The sequence below is a fragment of the Streptomyces sp. NPDC004788 genome, assembly GCF_053601115.1.
In genome coordinates this window covers 1-17,534 of the sequence record NZ_JBSGBF010000136.1, presented here as the reverse complement: position 1 = coordinate 17,534, position 17,534 = coordinate 1, and the positions used below count along the sequence as shown (strand labels likewise).

At 73.4% G+C, this 17,534-nt stretch carries 16 protein-coding genes; 11 read left to right on the top strand and 5 right to left on the bottom strand.

Going from position 1 to position 17,534, the window contains the following annotated elements; translation table 11 throughout:
- Positions 1 to 79 precede the first annotated feature (79 nt).
- The 3 genes from ACWEJX_RS35020 (at position 80) to ACWEJX_RS35010 (ending at position 4,872) form a co-directional block, all read left to right on the top strand.
- On the top strand, positions 80 to 703 hold the full coding sequence (locus ACWEJX_RS35020) for a GntR family transcriptional regulator (protein WP_451611453.1): 624 nt from the start codon (positions 80 to 82) through the stop codon (positions 701 to 703).
- Positions 704 to 1,031: 328 nt separating this feature from the next.
- Positions 1,032 to 3,734 (top strand): pyruvate dehydrogenase (acetyl-transferring), homodimeric type, encoded by a 2,703-nt coding sequence (gene aceE / locus ACWEJX_RS35015; RefSeq protein WP_451611452.1) that lies wholly within the window; start codon positions 1,032 to 1,034, stop codon positions 3,732 to 3,734.
- A gap of 151 nt (positions 3,735 to 3,885) precedes the next feature.
- Complete coding sequence (locus ACWEJX_RS35010; protein ID WP_451611451.1) at positions 3,886 to 4,872, top strand: helix-turn-helix transcriptional regulator; 987 nt, start codon at positions 3,886 to 3,888, stop codon at positions 4,870 to 4,872.
- A gap of 103 nt (positions 4,873 to 4,975) precedes the next feature.
- On the opposite strand, the gene ACWEJX_RS35005 is transcribed toward ACWEJX_RS35010, so the two are convergent.
- Positions 4,976 to 5,917 (bottom strand): SDR family oxidoreductase, encoded by a 942-nt coding sequence (locus tag ACWEJX_RS35005; RefSeq protein ID WP_451611450.1) that lies wholly within the window; start codon positions 5,915 to 5,917, stop codon positions 4,976 to 4,978.
- Positions 5,918 to 6,016: 99 nt separating this feature from the next.
- On the opposite strand from ACWEJX_RS35005, the gene ACWEJX_RS35000 reads away from it, so the two are divergent.
- The gene (locus ACWEJX_RS35000) at positions 6,017 to 6,538 is read left to right on the top strand and encodes a DUF4240 domain-containing protein (protein ID WP_451611454.1); all 522 of its coding nucleotides are present in this window, start codon (positions 6,017 to 6,019) and stop codon (positions 6,536 to 6,538) included.
- Positions 6,539 to 6,608: 70 nt separating this feature from the next.
- Here ACWEJX_RS35000 and ACWEJX_RS34995 read toward each other — a convergent pair whose 3' ends face one another.
- Positions 6,609 to 7,565, bottom strand: a complete 957-nt coding sequence (locus ACWEJX_RS34995) for an SDR family NAD(P)-dependent oxidoreductase (RefSeq protein WP_451611449.1) — start codon at positions 7,563 to 7,565, stop codon at positions 6,609 to 6,611.
- Positions 7,565 to 8,359 carry an SDR family NAD(P)-dependent oxidoreductase gene (locus ACWEJX_RS34990; protein WP_451611448.1) on the bottom strand — a complete coding sequence of 265 codons (795 nt, stop codon included), beginning with the start codon at positions 8,357 to 8,359 and terminating at the stop codon, positions 7,565 to 7,567. Before ACWEJX_RS34990 ends, ACWEJX_RS34995 begins: the two co-directional genes overlap by 1 nt.
- A 117-nt stretch (positions 8,360 to 8,476) precedes the next feature.
- Here ACWEJX_RS34990 and ACWEJX_RS34985 point away from each other — a divergent pair, with 117 nt between their 5' ends.
- Positions 8,477 to 9,154: a TetR family transcriptional regulator gene (locus ACWEJX_RS34985; protein WP_451611447.1), complete on the top strand. Its 678-nt coding sequence runs from the start codon at positions 8,477 to 8,479 to the stop codon at positions 9,152 to 9,154.
- Between the two features lie 66 nt (positions 9,155 to 9,220).
- Here ACWEJX_RS34985 and ACWEJX_RS34980 read toward each other — a convergent pair whose 3' ends face one another.
- Positions 9,221 to 9,736, bottom strand: a complete 516-nt coding sequence (locus ACWEJX_RS34980; RefSeq protein WP_451611446.1) for an N-acetyltransferase family protein — start codon at positions 9,734 to 9,736, stop codon at positions 9,221 to 9,223.
- 47 nt (positions 9,737 to 9,783) lie between these two features.
- Here ACWEJX_RS34980 and ACWEJX_RS34975 point away from each other — a divergent pair, with 47 nt between their 5' ends.
- Together ACWEJX_RS34975 and ACWEJX_RS34970 are read left to right on the top strand one after the other, a co-directional pair.
- A complete protein-coding gene (locus ACWEJX_RS34975; RefSeq protein ID WP_451611445.1) occupies positions 9,784 to 10,692 on the top strand; it encodes a TIGR01777 family oxidoreductase in 909 nt (302 codons plus the stop codon).
- 434 nt (positions 10,693 to 11,126) lie between these two features.
- Positions 11,127 to 12,416, top strand: a complete 1,290-nt coding sequence (locus ACWEJX_RS34970) for an NAD(P)/FAD-dependent oxidoreductase (RefSeq protein WP_451611444.1) — start codon at positions 11,127 to 11,129, stop codon at positions 12,414 to 12,416.
- A gap of 151 nt (positions 12,417 to 12,567) precedes the next feature.
- Here ACWEJX_RS34970 and ACWEJX_RS34965 read toward each other — a convergent pair whose 3' ends face one another.
- Complete coding sequence (locus tag ACWEJX_RS34965) at positions 12,568 to 14,121, bottom strand: regulator (protein WP_451611443.1); 1,554 nt, start codon at positions 14,119 to 14,121, stop codon at positions 12,568 to 12,570.
- 312 nt (positions 14,122 to 14,433) lie between these two features.
- Here ACWEJX_RS34965 and lipB point away from each other — a divergent pair, with 312 nt between their 5' ends.
- The 4 genes from lipB to ACWEJX_RS34945 all read left to right on the top strand — a co-directional run bounded on the left by lipB (position 14,434) and on the right by ACWEJX_RS34945 (position 17,472).
- Positions 14,434 to 15,291 (top strand): lipoyl(octanoyl) transferase LipB, encoded by an 858-nt coding sequence (gene lipB / locus ACWEJX_RS34960; RefSeq protein WP_451611442.1) that lies wholly within the window; start codon positions 14,434 to 14,436, stop codon positions 15,289 to 15,291.
- A 101-nt stretch (positions 15,292 to 15,392) separates the two neighbouring features.
- On the top strand, positions 15,393 to 16,361 hold the full coding sequence (gene lipA / locus ACWEJX_RS34955) for a lipoyl synthase (protein WP_403793591.1): 969 nt from the start codon (positions 15,393 to 15,395) through the stop codon (positions 16,359 to 16,361).
- Between the two features lie 177 nt (positions 16,362 to 16,538).
- Entirely contained in the window at positions 16,539 to 16,748 is a 210-nt protein-coding gene (locus ACWEJX_RS34950; RefSeq protein WP_451611441.1) for an SCO2195 family GlnR-regulated protein, read from the top strand.
- Positions 16,749 to 16,758: 10 nt separating this feature from the next.
- The gene (locus tag ACWEJX_RS34945) at positions 16,759 to 17,472 is read left to right on the top strand and encodes a DUF4191 domain-containing protein (RefSeq protein ID WP_451611440.1); all 714 of its coding nucleotides are present in this window, start codon (positions 16,759 to 16,761) and stop codon (positions 17,470 to 17,472) included.
- Positions 17,473 to 17,534 lie beyond the last annotated feature (62 nt).

Here is a 17,534-nt window from a genome sequence, read left to right as displayed (position 1 = left end):
GCCCCCCCCTGTTTGTTTTTGGGGGTGGGGGCGCCGCCGTATTGTCTAAGTGTCTAGTGACTCCTAAGGAGCTGCCCCCATGACCATGCCCGTCGTCCATTCGCTGCGCGAGCAGATCCGCGAGCACATCGTGGAGGGCATCGTCAGCGGCCGCTGGAAGCCGGGCGAGCGCATCGTGGAGCGGCGGATCGCGACCGAGCTGGAGGTCTCGCAGACGCCGGTGCGCGAGGCGCTGCGCGAGCTGGAGTCGCTGCGGCTGATCGAGTCGGCGCCCAACAAGGGCGTCCGGGTGCGCAATCTTTCGGCCGCGGACCTGGAGGAGAGCTATCCCGTCCGGGCCGGTCTGGAGCAGATCGCGGCGGAGCTGGCGGCCGGCCGTCTGGCGGCCGACTGCTCGGCCCTGGAGCCGCACGTGACGGCGCTGTACGAGGCGGACGCGGCCTCGGACGGCACGGCGCAGGTGCGGCACACGGTGGCCTTCCACCGGGAGCTGGTGAAGGCGGCCGGAAACAGCGTGCTGCTGCACACCTGGGAGGGCCTGGGGATCGAGGTGTTCACGGCGCTGTCGATCCGCTGGCTGGGCACGGTGCAGAAGTCGTACGCGGAGGAGCACCAGGAGCTGGTGGAGGCGTTCCGCCGGGGCGACCCGAACATCGGGGCACTGGTGAAGGCGCACGTCCTGGGATGCGCGCCGAGGGCGTGATACGGCCAAGGGGTCGATGATCCCGGCCACCGGATCGATCATCCACGCCACCGGATCGATGAGCGGGTCCGCCTCCGGGCGGGCCCGCTCATGTGTGCGAGGGGCACCTCAGAATGAGAGCCCACCTGCGAAAACAAGGCACCGGGTGCCCTTCCTCGCGGCACCCTGTGCCGACTTTGGTGCTCGGGGCATCTTTTTCTTGGCGAAGCTTTGATCGATCATCGATCGACGGCTTACAGTCTTCGGCGGGCCGTACCCCGGTCCACGCCCTGTCCTGCCAGACAAGGCCGATTTATCTCCACCCCCACCTGTCCGGAAGGCGGCGATCATGACCGATCCCGTAGGCAAGATTCCGAGCGAGCTCGACCAGCTCCCGGACCGTGACACCGAGGAGACCGCCGAGTGGGCGGCCTCCCTCGACGCCGTCACCAAGGCCGCCGGCCCCCACCGGGCCGCCTACCTGATGCGCCGTACCCTCCAGCACGCCGACACGGCGGGCCTCGCCCTGCCGAAGCTCCTGGAGACGGACTACCTCAACACCATCCCCACCTCCGCCGAGCCCGTCATCGACGGCGACGAGGAGATGGAGCGGAAGATCACCGCCTGGAACCGCTGGAACGCGGCCGCGATGGTCACCCGCGGCGCCAAGCACGGCGTCGGCGGTCACATCGCCACCTTCGCCTCCGCGGCCTGGCTCTACGAGACCGGCTTCAACCACTTCTTCAAGGGCAAGGAGGGGGACGGCTCCGGCGACCAGCTCTACATCCAGGGCCACGCCTCCCCCGGCATCTACGCCCGCGCCTTCCTCGACGGGCGCCTGAACGAGGCCCACCTCGACAACTTCCGGCAGGAGTCCGGCGGCAACGGCCTGCCCTCCTACCCGCACCCGCGCCGCCTGCCCTGGCTGTGGGAGTTCCCGACCGTCTCCATGGGCCTCGGCCCGCTCTCCGCGATCTACCAGGCGCGCTTCAACCGCTACCTGACCAACCGCGGCATCAAGGACGTCTCCGCCTCCCACGTGTGGGCCTTCCTCGGTGACGGCGAGATGGACGAGCCCGAGTCGACGGCGGCACTCGCACTCGCCGCCCGCGAGGGTCTGGACAACCTGACCTTCGTCATCAACTGCAACCTGCAGCGCCTCGACGGCCCGGTCCGCGCCAACTTCAAGATCGTGCAGGAGCTGGAGGCCCAGTTCCGCGGCGCCGGCTGGAACGTCGTGAAGACCCTGTGGGGCAACGCCTGGGACGAGCTGTTCGCGCTCGACACCACCGGCGCCCTGGTCCGCCGCCTCCGCGAGGTGCCGGACGCGCAGGTCCAGACGTACCAGACCCGCGACGCCGCCTACATCCGCGAGGACTTCTTCGGCAAGGACCCGGCGCTCGTCGCGATGGCGCAGCTGCTGTCCGACGACAAGATCCTCGAGTGCTTCCACCTCTCCCGTGGTGGCCACGAGCCGCGCAAGGTGTACGCCGCGTACAAGGCCGCGCTGGAGTTCAAGGGCGCGCCGACCGTCATCCTGGCGCAGACCGTCAAGGGCTTCACCCTCGGTGAGGGCTTCGCGTCGAAGAACGCGAACCACCAGATGAAGAAGCTGTCGTCGGACGAGTTCAAGCAGATGCGTGACCTGCTGGAGCTGCCGATCTCCGACGCGCAGTTCGTCGACGGCGTGGTCCCCTACGGCCACCCGGGCGCCGACTCCCCCGAGGTCCGCTACCTCCAGGAGCGCCGCGCGGCCCTCGGCGGCCCGGCCCCGGCGCGCCGCGTCCACCCGGTGGCGCCGCTGCCGGCCCCGGCCGACAAGGTGTTCGCCTCCTTCGACAAGGGCTCCGGCTCGCAGAACGTCGCCACCACGATGGCGTTCGTGCGCCTGATCAAGGACCTGGTCCGCGACAAGGAGACCGGCAAGCGCTGGGTCCCGATCGTCCCGGACGAGGCCCGTACCTTCGGCATGGAGTCGCTGTTCCCGTCGCTCGGCATCTACTCGCCGAAGGGCCAGACGTACGAGCCGGTCGACCGTGACCAGCTGATGTACTACAAGGAGGCCGTCAACGGCCAGATCCTGAACGAGGGCATCACCGAGGCCGGCTCGATGGCCGACTTCATCGCCGCGTCGACCGCGTACTCGACGCACGGCGAGGCCATGATCCCGTTCTACATCTTCTACTCGATGTTCGGCTGGCAGCGGACCGCCGACCAGATGTGGCAGCTCGGCGACCAGCTCGGCCGCGGCTTCCTCGTCGGTGCGACCGCCGGCCGTACGACCCTGACCGGTGAGGGCCTGCAGCACGCCGACGGCCACTCCCCCGTCATCGCGGCCACCAACCCGGCGGCGCTGACCTACGACCCGGCGTTCGCCTACGAGGTCGCGGCCATCGTCAAGGAGGGCCTGCGCCGCATGTACGGCGAGGCGGCCGAGGGCGAGGACCAGAACGTCTTCTACTACCTCACCGTCTACAACGAGCCCATGCCGCAGCCGGCCAAGCCGGCCCACCCGGGCGTCGACGAGGGCATCGTCAAGGGCCTCTACCGCTTCAACACGGCCGAGTCGGCCGGCCTGGAGCTGCCCGCGAACGCCGCCCGCATCCAGCTGCTCTCCTCCGGCACGGCCATCCACTGGGCCCTGGAGGCGCAGAAGCTACTCGCCGCCGAGTGGGGCGTGGCCGCCGACGTCTGGTCCGCGACCTCCTGGACCGAGCTGCGCCGTGACGCCCTCGAGGCCGACGCGGCCCTGCTGCGCGGCGAGGAGCGGGTGCCGTACATCCGCCAGGCCCTGGAGGGCGTCGACTCGCCCGTCCTGGCCGTCTCCGACTACATGCGCCAGGTCCCGGACCAGATCGCGCAGTGGGTCGAGCAGGACTACACCTCGCTGGGCGCCGACGGCTTCGGCCTGTCGGACACCCGTGAGGCCGCCCGCCGCCACTTCGGCGTCGACGCCCAGTCGATCGTCGTGGCCGCCCTGGCCCAGCTCGCCCGCAAGGGCGAGGTCCAGGTGACCGCGGTCAAGGAGGCCCGGGAGCGGTACGGCCTGTGAGGCCGGCCGCCCGCCCGGGCGGTGAGTGACTGAGGGGCCGCCCTCCGCGTACGCCGACACGTACGCGGAGGGCGGCCCCTCGCGGCTCCGGGCGGTCGGCCCTCGGTCGGCCCTCGGTCGGGGCCAACGGTACGGATGGCAGGCTGGGCCCATGCGTGCCGCCCGCCTCATCAAGTTGGTGCTTCTGCTCCAGTCCCGGCCGTCGATGACGGCCGCCGAACTCGCCGCCGAGCTGGAGGTGTCGGAGCGGACCATCACCCGGGACGCGCTGGCGCTGTCGGAGGCGGGGGTGCCGGTGTACGCGGACCGGGGGCGGGCCGGGGGATACCGGCTGGTCGGCGGGTACCGGACGCGGCTGACCGGGCTGGCGCGCGGGGAGGCGGAGGCGCTGTTCCTGTCCGGGCTGCCGCAGGCGCTGCGGGACATGGGGCTCGCGGACGCGGCCTCGGCGGCGCGGCTGAAGGTGTCGGCGGCGCTGCTGCCGTCGTTGCGGGACGCGCCGGAGGCGGCGGGGCGGCGGTTCCATCTGGACGCGCCGGCCTGGTACCAGGAGCCGGAGACGCCGGAGCTGCTCGCGCCGCTCGCGGAGGCGGTGTGGGACGACCGCCCGGTGCGGGCCGGCTACCGGCGCGGGGACCGCGAGGTGGAGCGCGAGCTCCAGCCGTACGGACTCGTCCTGAAGGCCGGGGTCTGGTACGTGTGCGCCCGTGCGGGCACCGCCTACCGCACGTACCGGGTGGACCGGTTCACGAGTGTCGTGCTCGGCGAGGAGCGGTTCGAGCGGGACCAGGACTTCGATCTGGCGGCGTTCTGGACGGAGCGCTCGGCCGAGTTCGCGCGCTCGCTGCTGCGGGCCGAGGTGGAGCTGCGGCTCACGACGGCGGGGGCGCGGCGGCTGCCGTACGTGACGGACCGGGCGGCCGCGGAGGCGGCGCTGGCGGCCGGGGCCGACGAGGACGGCCGGCGGCGGGTGGTGCTGGCCGTGGAGAGCGAGGAGGTCGCCTTCTCGCAGCTGCTCGGGCTCGGGCCGGAGGTGGAGGTGCTGGCCCCGGCGGCGCTCCGCGAGCGGTTCGCGGAGGCCGCACGGGCCATGGCGGAGGTCTACGGGCAGCGGGCGGTGGCGGAGGACTACGGATAGCGGGCGGTGGCGGAGGACCACGGGGAGCGGGCCGCTACCGCGCGGGCCGTGACCGAGGACTACCGGCAGCGGGCCGTGGCGGAGGGCTGCCGGTGACCGACCGCTAGCGGTAGTCCTCGACCCGTACGTCCGGGTCGGCCTCCTTGGCGAGCATGAAGCCCCACGAGTCCGGCCGCGAGCCGTCCGCGTCCGTGAAGCCGTACGCCCGGGCGAGCTGTCCGCTGTCGAGCGACTGCCCGTTCCAGCGGGCCCGCTCCGGGTCGGCGGCGAGCGCGGCGACGGCCCGGCCCACGTACACCGGCGACTCGGAGATGCCGAAGTCCGGCAGCTCCTTGGTCGCGTCGCGCCAGTTGTCCTCGGTGACGCCGAAGTGGGCGAGCATCTGCTCGGAACGCAGCCAGCCGGGGCTGACGGACACGGCGGTGCCGCCGGTGTCGGCCAGCTCCTTCGCCAGGCCGAAGGCCATCCGGATGGGGGCGTTCTTGGCGAGGTCGTAGAAGAGGTTCTCGCGGTAGTGGGTGCCGTTGTAGGCGGTGGTGCCGTCGGTGACCTCGACGACGAGTCCACCGGGCCGGCTGGTGAGCAGCGGCAGGGCGGCGTGGGAGGTGATCAGGTGGGTCTTCACGCCGAGTTCGAGCATCCGCAGGCCGTCGGCGAGGGCGATGTCCCAGGTCTTCTTGCCGAACGAGCCGCCGATGAGGTGTTCGCCGCCCCACACGTCGTTGACGAGGACGTCGAGCCGGCCGTCCTGCTCGCGGTCGATCCGGTCGACGAGGGCGCGGACCCGGTCGGGTTCCAGGTGGTCGGTGGGGACGGCGATGCCCGTACCGCCCGCGGCCGTCACGAGTTCGGCGGTCTCCTCGATGGTCTCGGTGCTGCGGCCGACCTCGCTGACCTCGGCGCGGGTGGTGCGGCCGGTGACGTAGACGGTGGCTCCGGCGGTGCCGAGCTGGACGGCGATGGCGCGCCCGGCGCCCCGGGTGGCGCCGGCGACGAGGGCGACACGTCCGGCGAGGGGCGGCTGGTCCTGGGTCTCGTTGATCATGCGGTCAGCGTGCCAGGGAAAGACGACATCTTCTGTCCGGATTGATTTCAGCCGTTTCCGGGTGCGTCGCCCGGCGTGACCCACGATGCTTGTCCCGTGATGGACGAGACGAAGTTCTGGGAGATCATCGACTCCACGCGGGAGCGCGCGGAGGGCGATCCGGAGGAGCACGCCGACCTGCTCGTCGAGCGGCTGACGGAGCTCGACCCGGACTCCGTCCTCGACTTCGCCCGCCATTTCGAGGCCCGCTACAACCGGGCCTACACCTGGGAGCTGTGGGGCGCGGCGGCCGTTCTGCTCGAAGGGGCGAGTGACGACGTCTTCGACTACTTCCGCTGCTGGCTGATCGGCCAGGGCCGGGAGGTCTTCGAGGGGGCGGTGCACGAGCCGGACGCGCTGGCGGAGCTGCTCGTGGACTTCGACGACGAGATAGACGGGGACGGCGAGGAGCTCGGCTACGCGGCTGACGAGGCGTACGAGCGGCTGACCGGCACGGAGGCGCCGGACCTGGGCATTCCGCCGCAGCCCGCGGAGCCGGCGGGCACCCCGTTCGACCTGGACGACGACGGGGTGCTCGCGGCCCGCTTCCCGCGGCTGTGGGCCCGGTTCGGCCCCGGATGACGGAGGGGTGCCGGAGCCGGACCGGGACGGTCCGGTCCGGTCCGGGCACCCTGACGGGCGTCCCTCCGGCTCAGCCGCCGAGCCGGAGCTCGGGGTTCACCTGGCCGAGGATCATGTCGGTGCGCGGCTGGAGGGCGGGGAAGAGCTGCTCGGGCTGCGGTATCGCCCAGTACTTCCCCTCGGCGACCATGTCGAAGACCCTCTCGGCGTGCTCCTCGGGCGTGAGCCCGTGCTCGTCGGCGAGCTGCTGCAGCTGCGCGTTGAACCCGGCGATCTCCGGGGGCGCGGTCTCGCCGGGGCGGGCGGCCCTGAAGATCTCGCTCTTGACCGAGCCGGGGGTCACGACGGACACCTGGACCGGTGCGCCCTTCATCCGCATCTCGTAGTGCAGCGACTCGGTGAGGGCGAGCACGCCGAACTTGGTGACGCTGTACGGGGCCATGAGCGGGCTCGGCAGCAGGCCCCCGATCGACGACACGTTGACGACCCACGACTTCTCGCCGCGCTCGCCCCGCTCCAGCATGCGCGGGACGAAGGCCCGGATGCCGTTGACGTATCCGCCGATGTTGACCCGGAGCATGGCGTCCCACCGCTCGGCGGGGATCTCCCAGGAGTAGCCCATGGCCATGATCCCGGCGTTGTTGACCAGCAGGTCGACGGTGCCGAACCGTGTGTACGCGGTGTCCGCGAGGGCCGTGACGGAGGCGGGGTCGGCGACGTCGGTGACGACGGGCATGACCTCCGCGCCGGTGGCGGACAGCTCGCCCGCGAACCCGGCGAGCCGCTCGGCGGCGACGTCGGCGAGGACCAGCTTCATGCCGAGGGCGGCGGCGTGCCGGGCGAGACCGGCACCGATGCCGGAGGAGGCACCGGTGATGACGGCCACCCGCCCGCCGAACACGCCGGCGGCCGAGACGGGGCTGGTGGCCGGGGTCGGGCCCGTGGCCGTCGTCGGGCCGGTGGCCGGGCCCGTGGCCGGGCCGGTGGCCGGGGTCGGGCCCGTGGCCGGGGCGTCCGAGGTGGACATCAGAAGTGGGTCCCGCCGTCGATGCGGATCTCGGTGCCGGTGATGAACTTCCCGTCCTCGCTCGCGAGCATCGCGACGACACCGGCGACGGTCTCGGGGCCGGCGAAGCCCTGGCCGAGGGCGGGGGCGAGCTTGGCGAAGAGGGACCAGTCGGTGTCCTCGGGCAGGCCGGGGCCCACGGACTGCTTGGAGGCGCCGGAGCCGTCGGTCATGCCGGAGGAGATGGAGCCGGGCTGCACGGCGGTGAAGCGGATGCCCTGCTTGGCGTACTCGGCGGCGAGCGCGTGGGTCATGGACTGGATGCCGCCCTTGCTGGCCGCGTAGGCCGCCATGTACGGGTGGGCGAACATCGCGGAGGTGGAGGAGAAGTTGACGACGGCGGAGCCGTTGCCCTCCAGGAGCGCCGGTATGGCTTCGCGGATCATCAGGAAGGTGCCGGTGAGGTTGATCCGGACGACCTGCTCGAACGCGTCGAGGCTGGTCTCGTGGGTGTGCGAGGAGCGCAGGATGCCGGCCGCGTTGACCAGCACGTCCAGGCCGCCGAGGGCCTCGACGGCGGCGGCGACGCCCTCGCGCACCGAGGTCTCGTCGGCGATGTTCACCACGACGGTGGTGAGGCGGTCGGCGGCGGCGCCGGCCTTGCCGACGGTGTCCTTGAGGCCGTCCTCGCTGATGTCGGCGGCGACGACCCGGCCGCCCTCCGCGAGCATGCGCAGGACGGTGGCCTGGCCGATGCCGGAACCGCCTCCGGTGACGAGTGCGCGGCGTCCTTCGTAGCGGGTCAGCTGGTTCATGACGAGAACCTCTCGATGTCGAGCTTCCGGGGGTACTGACACCGTACGCCCAAGTGGCACGTTTTGCCATAGCTGCACGCTGTGCACACCTGGCAGGCGCGGGCGTACGCTGGTCCGGTGGACCCGAAGCCCCGATCCCCCCGCCCGCCCCGGCCCGCGACGCTGACCGAGCGCCGCAAGGCCGCCACCCAGCTCGACATCGCCCGCGCGGCGGCCGAGCTGTTCACCGAGCGCGGGCCCGACGACACCACCGCCGAGGACATCGCGCTGCGGGCCGGGGTCGCGCTGCGCACCTTCTACCGCTACTTCCGCTCCAAGCAGGACGCCGTCGCCCCGCTCCTCGCGGGCGGCGCCGACCGCTGGCGGGCCGCGCTCGCCGCGACCGCGCCGGGCACCACGCTGCCCACCGCCCTGGAGCGGTCCATCGCCGAGTCGCTCGCCGCCGAGGGCGCGGAGGCCGAGGAAGGGCTGCGCTGGACGCGCGGGCTGCTGCGCGCGGCCGACCACGACCCGGCCCTGCGGGCCGTCTGGTACCGGGTCAACCAGGAGTCCGAGGACCGGCTGCGCGGAGTCCTCGCCGGGCTCGCCGGCCCCGGCGCCGACCCGCTCGAACTGCGACTCGCCGCCGCGGCGGCCACCGACGCGATCCGGCTCGCCCTGGAGACCTGGGCCGAGACGGACGCGCCGGTACGGGGAGGCGAGGGCGCGCCCGCGGAGCTCGCGGTGCGGTGCCTGCGCGAACTGATGGGCGGGATGCGGCTGCTGGCGCCCGGGGGGCGGTCAGGGGAGGAGTGAGCGGCGGGCGGGAGGCGCGGCGGCTCACGCCCTGGAGGCACGAGAGGCGGCTCCTCACGCCCCGTCTCACTGGAGGAGCGAGCGTCCCATCAGGACGTCGTCCACGTACCCGCCGTCCAGGAGGAACTCGCCCGGCAGCACTCCCTCGACCGCGAAGCCCTCGGCGGCGTAGAGCGCGCGGGCCGGGGCGTTGTGGCCGAGGACCCGCAGCGTGATGCGGGTGGCGCCCTCGGCGCGGGCCCGCTCCATCGCGGCGCGCACCAGGGCGCGGGCGACGCCCCGGCCGCGGGCGGAGGTGGCGACGGCGAGGCCGCGGATCTGGCGGACGTGGGCGTTGGAGGGCAGCGGGGTGGGCGGCACGATCCGGACGTAACCGGCCACCTTTCCGCCGATCTCCGCGACCTGGTAGTGCTCGGGCGGGTGCCCTTCGCCGAAGAAGGGCTGCCCGGGTTCGGGGGCGGCCAGGACGGCGTGGAGCGGGGACCAGGTGGCGCGGTCGAGTTCGGCGAGGGCGGGCTCGTCGGCGGCCACGGCGGCGCGGATGAGTATCTCCTGGTACTGCGACGTCTCCGGCACGATCATGCGAGCCACTGTGCCACGGCGGGAGCCGGGAGGGGCAGGATGGCCGCATGAAGCGACAGCCTCGCCAGCGCATCGCCGTCACCGGCGCGTCCGGACTCATCGGCTCCGCCCTCGTGCGCTCCCTGCGCGCCGACGGCCACGAGGTCCTGCGCCTGGTGCGCCGGCCGGCCGCCCGGGCCGACGAGGTGGAGTGGGATCCGGCCCGCCTGTACGTGGACGCGGCCGGACTGGTCGGCGTCGACGCGGTGGTCCACCTGGCGGGCGCGGGCGTCGGCGAGCGGCGCTGGAGCGAGGCGTACAAGAAGGAGATCCGGGACAGCCGGGTGCTCGGTACGCGGGCGGTCGCGGAGGCGCTCGCCTCGCTCGCCGAGCCGCCCGAGGTGCTGGTCTGCGGCACGGCCCTCGGCTACTACGGCGACACCGGCGGCCGGGCCGTGGACGAGAGCGCGCCCGCGGGCGAGGGCTTCCTGCCGTCGGTGTGCGTGGAGTGGGAGGCCGCGGCGGCGCCCGCCGAGGCGGCCGGGATCCGCGTGGCGTACGCCCGTACCGGCCTGGTCGTGGCGCACGAGGGCGGGGCCTGGGGGCGGCTCTTCCCGGTCTTCCGGGCCGGGATCGGCGGGCGGATGGGCGACGGGCGCCAGTACTGGAGCTTCATCGCGCTGCACGACGAGGTCGCCGCGCTGCGGCACATCGTCGACACTCCGTCACTCGCGGGCCCGGTGAACCTGACCGCGCCCGAGCCGGTCACCAACCGGGAGGTGACGGCGGCGATGGGCCGGGTGCTGCGACGCCCGACGGTCTGTCACGTGCCCGCGGCGGCGCTGCGCTTGGTGCTCGGGGAGTTCGCGCAGGACGTGCTCGGCAGCCAACGGGTGCTGCCGGGGCGGCTGCTGGAGTCCGGCTTCGACTTCGCCTTCCCGACGATCGACGAGGCGGTACGGGCGGCGGCGCGCTGACGCGCGGTCCGGGGCGTGCGGGCGTGCGGGCGTGCGCCGTGGGCTGGTCCCGGGTCGGCGGCCGGTCCCCGGTTGTACGGGCGGCCCACTGACGGCGGGTACAGGGCCGGGGGCGGGCGGCCGGTTCAGGGCCGGGGGCGGGCGGCCGGTTCAGGACCTGGGGCGGGCGACCGGTTCAGGGCCGAAGACGGGCAGCCGGCAGGACCTGGGGCGGGCAGCCGGTTCACGACCGGGGCAGGCGGCCGGTTCAGGGCCGGGGCGGGCGGCCGCCGACGGCGGGTTCCGGCCGTGCGCTCCCCCGTGCTGCGCGCACGCCGGGCACGCGCGGCTTCGCCGCGTGGGAGCGCTGCCTAGTCTCTTGCGAACTCTGGCATTCCGGGGCCGTGTTGGGGGCATAGGCCCCCACACGAAGCGACCGACCTGGGGAGGGGCACGTGCTCGACAACACGGACGTCGTCGTCGTGGGAGCCGGGATCGCGGGTCTCGCGACGGCTCATCAGCTGACCGAGGCCGGTCTCTCGGTCACCGTTCTGGAGGCCGCGCCGCGGATCGGCGGCCGGATGGCGACCGACACCGTGGACGGCTTCCGGCTCGACCGGGTCGGGCCGCTGTTCACCGCGCCGGAGGTGGCGGGCGTGCCGCTGCGCCCGTTCGCGCCGGGGGTGCTCGTGCACAGCGACGGGCGGTACGGGAGGTGGGGGGCGCCGCACGCGCCCTGGAGTCCACGGGGCGTCGGGGGCGCGCGGGGCGTCGCCCGCGCGCTGGCCGGGGCGCCGCGCAACCCGGCCGCCTCGCTCGACCAGGCGCGGCTCGGCGCGTCCCTGGTGCGGCTCGCCACGACCCCCGCCCAGCGGCTGCTCACCCGCACCGAGCGGACCGCCCGCGAGGCCCTCACCGCCCGGCTGCCCGCCCGCACCGTCCAGGGCGTGCTGCGCCCGCTCCTCGCCGCGCTGCTCGGCGACCCCGACCTGGCCACCTCAAGCCGTCGCGCGGACCTCGCGCTGCGTTCCTTCGCGCGGGGGCGGCTCGGCGTGCCGGAGGGCGGTTCGGGCACGCTGACGGAGCAGCTCGCGGCGGCGCTGCCGGCCGGCTCGGTGCGTACCGGCGTACGGGTCACGGAGGCGTCGATCTCGCGGGTGACGACGGCGGAGCACGGGGTGTTCCGGTGTCGCTCCGTCGTCGTGGCGACGGGTGGCCGTACGGCGGCGGAACTGCTGCCGGGCCTGCACGTGCCCGACTACCACCCGGCGACCGTCCTGCACCACACCGCGCCGCTCGCGCCGACCGCCGACCCCGTGCTGCTCGTGGAGTGCGACCCGGCCGGGCCCGTCGCCCACACGGCCGTGATGAGCGCCGTCGACCCGGGGCGCGCCCCCGCCGGCCGCGTCCTGGTCACCACGACGGTGCTCGGCGGCCCGCCCGCCGACGACGACACCGAGCGCCGCGTCCGCAAGCACCTGGCGACCCTGTACGGCGTCTCGACGGACGACTGGGAGCTGCTCGCCCTCCACCACACCCCGCACGCATTCCCGGCGATGCGCCCGCCCTTCGACCCCGAACGTCCCGTCCGCCTCCTCTCCGGCCTCTACGTCTGCGGCGACCACCGCGCGACGGGCACGCCGCTGGGCGCGCTCGCGTCGGCGCGACGCACGGCGGGGGTACTCCTGGCGGACCTGGGGGTACGGGCGGGAGGCATGGCGCGGGGGGTGGAGGCGGCGGCGTAGGAAGGCGGCTGGGCTGCGCCCGGCTCGGGCGGCGCCCACGCCGCTCACCCGAACGCCCGCACGGGGGGATGGCGGTGCGTGGGGCGGTGGTCGGTGGCCGACGAGCCGCCGCAGCGCGGCCCCGCGGCCCCGCGCCCCGCACCCCCGCGCCTCAGCCCAGGGCCGCCACCCGGTCCCGGTACGTGCGGGCCGCCGGGGCGTCGCGGTAGGGCTCCAGGCGCCGCTCGAAGTCGCGGATGTATTCGACCGCGCGGGCCGAGCGCATCTCCGAGGCCTGTTGTGCCGCCTCCGCGCCGAGCGCGCAGGCCTGGTCGAGTTCGCCGAGGGCGAGGCGGGCGGAGGCGAGGACGACGCGGCAGAAGAGGCGGCTGCGGGCGAAGCCGGGGCCGCGGAGTTGGAGGGCGCGTTCGGCGTGCTGGGCGGCGGCGCGGTACTGCTGGAGGTCGCGGTGGCAGTGGCCGAACTCGTCGGCGAGCTGCGCCTCGTCGAAGGAGCGGGCCCAGTAGGGCACCTCGTCGCCGGGCCGGGCGGCCTCCAGGGCGCGTTCGGCGCGGGCGAGCGCGGCCCCGCAGGCGCGGGACTCGCCGAGGACGCCGTGTCCGCGCGCCTCGACGGAGTGGAGCAGCGCCTGCACGACGGGCGGCGCGGCGGAACCGACGCCCTGCTGGGCGACCCGGGCGAGCTGGACGGCCTCGCGGCCGTGGCCGAGGTAGACGGCCTGGTGGCTCATGGTGACGAGGACGTACGAGCCGTAGGCCCGGTCCCCGGCCGCCTGGGCGAGCCGCAGCGCCTGCACGAAGTAGCGCTGGGCGAGGCCGTGCGCGGCGATGTCGTACGAGGTCCAGCCGGCGAGCCGGGTGAGGTCGGCCACGGCGCCGAAGAGCCGGCGCCCCACGCTCTCCCCGTACGTACCGCGCAGCATCGGCTCGGCCTCGTGCTCCAGGTAGCGGACCAGGGCCTGCCGGGCGTGCCCGCCGCCGTACGCGTGGTCGAGGGTGCGGAACAGCTCGCCGACCGAGCGCAGCGCGGCGATGTCGCCGCTGGTCACCCGCTGCCCGGGGCCCCGGTCGGTGCCGCGCTGGCGGGGCACCGAGTAGCGCCCCTGCAGCGGCACCCTCGGTTCCGAGCCGCCAAGGCCGCCCAGGCCACCCGAGCCACCGAGGCCGCCCAAGCCACCCAGGCCACCCGGACCGCCCGAGCCACCGGGGCTGCCAGGGGCACCCAGGCCGCCGCCCAGACCGCCCGGCTCGCCGCGCGCCACCCGCTCGTCGGCCCGCCCGATCAGCCAGTCCCGGCTCGGCACGACCAGCCCCGCCGGCGTGAAGGCGATCTTGCGCAGCTCCGCGTGGCTCCCGGAGTCCTTGCGCCACAGCCCGCTGACGATGTCCACGGCCTCCTCGGGCGTCGCCGCGAACTCCAGGCCCGCGTAGACCGGCGCGCACGCGTCGAGCCCGAGGTCCTGCGCGGAGAGCCGGCGGCCGAGGCGGCGGGTGAAGACCTCGGCGATCAGGGCGGGGGTGGTGCCGCGCGGCTGCTGGCCGCGCAGCCAGCGGGTCACCGAGGTCTTGTCGTACCGCAGGTCGAGCCCGTGCTCGAGGCCGAGCTGGTCGACGCGTCTGGCGAGCCCGGCGTTGGAGAAGCCTGCTTCGGCGATGAGCGCGGCGAGCTGGCGGTTCGGCATGCGCTGCGAGGGTCGTTCCGTCATCAGCTGTGCGGTCTCCTGCCTTCCGGGCCCGGGGTGGCAGCCCGTACGGACCCTCGTGGCCCTCATGGAACGGCGTGAATTTAGCGGCACTAGCCGCCCTTACCGCCGCCTTCGCCCCACATTCATCCGATCGTGTGAGGATTGGCTCGTCGCTGACACAGCGGACGTAGGACCCCTCACACACCTGCCGGAGGGCCGTCCGGCCCACCGCCGTACAGTGGCATGGGCGCGATTGACGCATGGTGCCGAGCCGGCTCCCGCCCCGGGACGATCCCCGGAACCCGGCCCCGGCACCCAGGAGGAGGCTTTGCCGTGAGTGAGCTGCGATTCGTCCGTCTGGGCTTCGGCGCGGACGCCGTCGACTACCGAGTGGCGTGGGACAAGCAGCGCGAGGTGCACGCCGCCCGGTTCGCCGACGAGGTCGAGGACACCTGTCTGCTCCTGGAGCACCCGCCGGTCTACACCGCGGGCCGGCGCACCGAGGACAGCGAGCGCCCGCTGGACGGGACGCCGGTGGTGGACGTCGACCGCGGCGGCAAGATCACCTGGCACGGTCCCGGCCAGCTCGTCGGCTACCCGATCATGAAGCTGCCCCGTCCGGTCGACGTCGTGGCCCACGTACGCCGGCTGGAGGAGGCGCTGATCCGTACCGCCGCCGAGTTCGGCGTGGAGACCACCCGGGTCGAGGGCCGCAGCGGCGTGTGGGTGCTCGGCGACCCGGTCGAGCAGCGGCCGCAGTTCGGCGGCCTTTCGCTCGACTTCGACCCGCGGCTGCACGACGAGGAGTTCGACCCGCGGCTGAACGGCCCGGAGTACGCCCCGTCCAACGCGGGCCAGCGCCGCGAGGACCGCAAGCTGGCGGCCATCGGCATCCGGGTCGCCAAGGGCGTGACGATGCACGGCTTCGCCCTCAACGTGAACCCGGACAACACCTGGTTCGACCGGATCATCCCGTGCGGCATCCGCGACGCGGGCGTGGCCTCGCTCGCGAACGAGCTGGGCCGGGACGTCACGATCGAGGAGGTGCTCCCGGTCGTCGAGAGGCACCTGCGCGAGGTGATGGCGGAAGCGGTGCTGAAGCCGCGGGAGATCGAGCGCGACAGCGCGGGCGACGGCGTGCGCGAGACGGCACCCGGCGCGGAGCGCGAGACGGAGCGGGCCTCGGCCTGAGGAATGCCCACCCATGGCCACGGGTTGGCCAACGGTGAAGGCATAGGAAGCACGGGGCGTACCCTGGTGTACGCCGAAGAATCGAAGCTACAGGAGCCGATGTGTCCGCAGTCGCACCCGACGGACGCAAGATGCTGCGCCTGGAGGTCCGGAACAGCCAGACCCCCATCGAGCGCAAGCCCGAGTGGATCAAGACCCGGGCGAAGATGGGACCGGAGTACAACAAGCTCCAGGGTCTCGTGAAGAGCGAGGGTCTGCACACGGTCTGCCAGGAGGCGGGCTGTCCCAACATCTTCGAGTGCTGGGAGGACCGCGAGGCGACCTTCCTCATCGGCGGCGACCAGTGCACCCGCCGCTGCGACTTCTGCCAGATCGACACCGGCAAGCCGCAGGCCCTCGACCGTGACGAGCCGCGCCGCGTCGGCGAGTCCGTCGTCACGATGGACCTGAACTACGCCACCATCACCGGCGTCGCCCGCGACGACCTGGAGGACGGCGGCGCCTGGCTGTACGCGGAGACCGTGCGCCAGATCCACCAGCAGACCGCCGAGCGCGCCGCCGGCCGCACCAAGGTCGAGCTGCTCGCGCCCGACTTCAACGCGGTGCCGGAGCTCCTGGCGGAGGTCTTCGCCTCCCGCCCCGAGGTCTTCGCGCACAACGTCGAGACCGTGCCGCGCATCTTCAAGCGGATCCGCCCCGGCTTCCGCTACGAGCGCTCGCTCGAGGTCATCACCAAGGCCCGCGACTACGGTCTGGTCACGAAGTCCAACCTGATCCTCGGCATGGGCGAGACCCGTGAGGAGATCAGCGAGGCCCTGCAGCACCTGCACGACGCGGGCTGCGAGCTGATCACCATCACGCAGTACCTGCGCCCGTCGGTCCGGCACCACCCCGTGGAGCGCTGGGTCAAGCCGGACGAGTTCGTGGAGCTGAAGGAGGAGGCCGAGGAGATCGGCTTCTCCGGTGTGATGTCGGGCCCGCTGGTCCGTTCGTCGTACCGCGCGGGCCGGCTCTACCAGCAGGCGATCGAGCGCCGTGGCGCGGTGGACAACGCCACCCAGGCCGTCTGATCCGCCGCTTTCCCGCATGACGCACGATCTGATGCGGCCCTCCGTGCTCACGGAGGGCCGCATCAGGCTTTCATCAGTGTTTGACCGCCGGGTCACGCCCTGGTAACACCGATCTGTGAGGCTGTTCTCACGCACCGCCACCTCACCGCCACGAAGCGCTCACGGAGGCCCTCGCCCATGCAGGCCGCGCATATCCGAGCCCACGCGTTCCCGTCCGTCACCGGCGCCCTCAGGGCCGTCGAGACCCTGCTGCTCGCCCGTGGGCAGCGCACCGCCCGGCGCAACGCCTGGAACGCCGTCCTGGAGGACCGGCGCCGCGCCAAGGACCGCGTGGAGGCCCAAAACGTGATGGAGGCCGTGGCTGGTCGGGCATCCCGGGCCACGTAGACTTCAGGACATGGCGAGGAAGGCAAACACGGGCGGCGCTGACGCCGCCGCGAACCCCGGGCGACTGAAGCAGATCGCCCTCACGTACAAGATGACCCGGAAGGCCGACCCCCAGGTCGGGCTCGTCGTCGCGGGCGTGGGCATCGTCGTACTCGGTGCCCTCCTCGGAATCGGCTTCGCGATCGGTCACCCGGTCTACCTGGGCATCCTCGGTTTCGTCCTGGCCTTCCTGGCCATGGCGATCGTCTTCGGCCGGCGCGCCGAGAAGGCGGCCTTCGGCCAGATGGAGGGCCAGCCCGGCGCCGCCGCGGCGGTCCTGCAGAACGTCGGGCGCGGCTGGACCGTGACCCCGGCGGTGGCGATGAACCGCAGCCAGGACGTCGTGCACCGCGCGGTCGGCCGGGCCGGCATCGTCCTGGTCGCGGAGGGCAACCCGAACCGGGTGAAGTCGCTGCTCGCGGCCGAGAAGAAGAAGATGGCCCGGATCGTCGTCGACGTGCCGGTGACCGACATCGTCGTCGGCAACGACGAGGACGCCGGCCAGGTGCCGCTGAAGAAGATCCGCACGAAGATGCTGAAGCTTCCGCGGGTCCTCGCCGGCCCCCAGGTGACGGCGGCCAACGACCGGCTGCGGGCCATGGGCGACCTGATGAGCAACATGCCGCTGCCGAAGGGCCCGATGCCGAAGGGCATGCGGATGCCGCGCGGCGGAAAGATGCGCTGAGCGCACGAGCCGTACGCAAGTCGTACGTGAGTCGTACGTATACGAGAGGGGCGCCCCGGCGG